Consider the following 2,869-nt stretch of genomic DNA (forward strand, 5'->3'; position numbering starts at 1 on the left):
AAATATTTGTCTTTATTGACAGACCTAAAAGCGAGGCTAATTAGTCTTGAAGACATAATTCAAAAAAGAGATGAACTACAAGATGAACTTTCGAAAACATATAAAGGCTCACCAAGGACATTTAGTAAAGCTTATGTAACCGCACAAAAGTCTTTACAAATCAATGAAGAATTGACATTTAGTGATGAAGAAATTGACAAATTTTTACCGACACCATTACGAAAAAAATAAGCAATACATATAACAGTACCTACCCAAAAGTGGCGGTTCAGTGGTTAAATCAAGCTTTGTGTATCTATCAAAGCTTGTACTTGGATTACAGTGAAGTGCTTGGAAATTGACACCTTCGTCTAGATGCAAAACTATAGCTGCCATATTGCTCGGCCAAATACTAAGACTGAACAAGGTAAAAAAATATGTTAACTTTATACCAAACTTAATAAAAAACAAAATGAAATTATCGGGAAAAGAGCTACACAATAAATTGGTATACGATTACAAGATTATTGGAGAAAAAGGAATTATCAATTTTTCGCTCAAAGACCTAACTATTTCTATTGAAACAAAAGACACGGTTGGAAACCTTTTGCAAGAATGGCTGAAGGCGTGGCTAATGAAAGAAAATGTGGAATTTGAGGAAAATCCCAACTCTCAAGTTTTTCCAGACTTTTACCTTGATAATTACAATAAAAAATTAGGGCTGCTTGAAGTGAAATCTTTCGATTGGGATAGAGGCCCGGGCTTTGACCTCGCTAACTTTGACTCTTACTGCAACTCTTTGCTGACTTCTGCTTATCGTTTAAATTCTGATTATCTGATTTTTTCTTATCAAATGAAAGGAAGCGAACTGACGATTAAAGATGTTTGGATCAAAAAGATTTGGGAATTGGCTTGCCCGAGTAGCACATACCCGCTAAAAGTTCAGGAAAAGAAAAGTGTAATATATAACATCCGACCAGGAATTTGGTTTTCCGAACGCTCTAAATTTAAACCATTTAACTCGTTAGAAGACTTTCTTTCTGCACTCAACGAAACACGTTACCAATATCCACAAACACGTCACAGCAATGGGCATTGGCTACAAAATGTTTTAAAAAATTACGAAGAACATACTGGCGTTAAACTGCAAGTTCGCTAACGTAAACTTCGGCCAATTTATTCGCTACAAATTCAACTACTGGAACTGCAACGGTATTTCCTAATAAGTCAAAAGCATCATATTCTTTGGTTGGAATTTCGTACCATTCAGGAAATCCAAACAACCGCAAACCTTCACGAATAGTCAATCTACGCAAACCTTTTCCATCGGGAACTGCTAAACGAGAAACGTCTGTTGCTACCAAAGTAGGAGCAATATCTTTAGGGTCGAGAATCTTATTAACTTCAAAACTTAATTTCCCAGTTACAATATTATAACCCTTTGGCTTGGTTTCATCATATTCCCGAACAGAAATTGAACCATCAGCGGTTTCAATTTTGGCTAATTTTTTAGGGTGTTCTAACTTCAAATATCCTTTTGAAGTCAAATCATCTAACAAATTTTTCAATTCTTTTTTCGGCATATCTATAAACGTATTAATTTGCTCTAAAGTCAAAGCCATTCCGTCCATCCAGTCAATCCCAATTTCTTCCGCCCACTGCTTTTTTCTTCTTTGTTTGAATAACTGGTTTAGGATTTCAGCTTGCTGTTTAGAAACGCTTCCTTTGATTTCAATATCCCAACTATGAATATTATTATCTCCACCACGCTTGTCTTTAATTGATTTTCCGTACAAATCTTCCAAAGTAAAATGAGCCAAAAGTTTATTTATTAAATCAGATTTCAAAGTTGGCAAACCTTTCTCTAAAATATTTTCTAATGATTTATATCGAGGTTCATTTCCATTTAAATCTATCTTCTCATCTTTTGTTCCTACAATAAAAATTCTTTTACGAGATTGCGGTAATCCAAATTCTAAACTATCAAAAACCTTCCAATTTGTCTTATAACCCAAATCATTTTCTAATGTATACAAAATAGTTTTTAGTGTTCTGCCGATTTCATCAGTTTTGTTTTCTAAATCGTGTTTTACCAAGCCCTCCACATTTTCGAGAATAAAACCATAAGGTTTTTTCTCTCTCAAAATTCTTTCGATTTCAAAAAACAAAGTACCCCTTGTATCTAAAAAACCTTGACGCTTTCCGCCTGCACTAAACGGCTGACAAGGAAAACCACCCAAAAGAAAATCAAAATCTGGAATAAACTCATTGCGGATTTCAAAAATATCGCCTGCCAAAAATTCGTGGCCAAAGTTATGCTTCAGCGTTTTTACAGCATATGGTTTTATTTCTGAAGTCATCACACACTCCGTTTGCATTCCAGCATCTTTAAATGCTCTTTCAAAACCTAAACGAATCCCACCAAGGCCTGCAAAAAGGTCAATAAATTTTACAGTACTAATTTTCATTTTTTTGAAGTTTTATAATTTTCATTTGATTCGGCAACCATTAACAATTGACTTTCATAACTTTCAATTTCAAGCTTATGACAACCAATAACGGTAAGACATTGCAATAAAAATGTAGCACTAAAACTACCACGACTAATCTTGCTGTCAATACTTGCTTTTGTTTCTTCAACACCGATTTCATTTAGTAATGCGACCAAATCTGCATTGGAAAAACCACGTTTCACCATTTCTGACTTTAGAAGTCGTTTTGCTTTATCATCCCAGTTTGACATAATCAAGATGTTTTTTGCAATTTTAGATAATAATTATCATATTTGCAAATAAAAACGTTAATCTTGGAAATAAATCAAAGTTTGCCCGTGCAATGTTGCGGACTGCTCAAAAAAATGAACCGGGAATGCGCTTATATGATTCGGCGG

At 34.3% G+C, this 2,869-nt stretch carries 4 protein-coding genes; 2 read left to right on the forward strand and 2 right to left on the reverse strand.

All coding sequences use genetic code 11. The annotated features are described in order from the left end of the window. Together ACOYLT_RS11310 and ACOYLT_RS11315 are read left to right on the forward strand one after the other, a co-directional pair. Positions 1-231 (forward strand): hypothetical protein (locus ACOYLT_RS11310; RefSeq protein WP_422853948.1); only part of this gene is annotated, 231 nt, incomplete at its 5' end. 220 nt (positions 232-451) lie between these two features. Beyond that, the gene (locus tag ACOYLT_RS11315) at positions 452-1,138 is read left to right on the forward strand and encodes an NgoBV family restriction endonuclease (protein WP_422853949.1); all 687 of its coding nucleotides are present in this window, start codon (positions 452-454) and stop codon (positions 1,136-1,138) included. Here the strand turns inward: ACOYLT_RS11315 and dcm are convergent. Next, on the reverse strand, positions 1,119-2,447 hold the full coding sequence (gene dcm, locus ACOYLT_RS11320; RefSeq protein ID WP_422853950.1) for a DNA (cytosine-5-)-methyltransferase: 1,329 nt from the start codon (positions 2,445-2,447) through the stop codon (positions 1,119-1,121). The two genes, ACOYLT_RS11315 and dcm, sit on opposite strands and share 20 nt — an antisense overlap. Next, positions 2,444-2,722, reverse strand: coding sequence for a DUF6471 domain-containing protein (locus tag ACOYLT_RS11325; RefSeq protein ID WP_422853951.1), 279 nt, complete (start codon positions 2,720-2,722; stop codon positions 2,444-2,446). The genes dcm and ACOYLT_RS11325 overlap by 4 nt, the downstream gene beginning before the upstream one ends. Between the last annotated feature and the right edge of the window lie 147 nt (positions 2,723-2,869).

It is taken from the genome of Flavobacterium sp., from assembly GCF_049318185.1.
Classification (GTDB): Bacteria; Bacteroidota; Bacteroidia; order Flavobacteriales; family Flavobacteriaceae; genus Flavobacterium.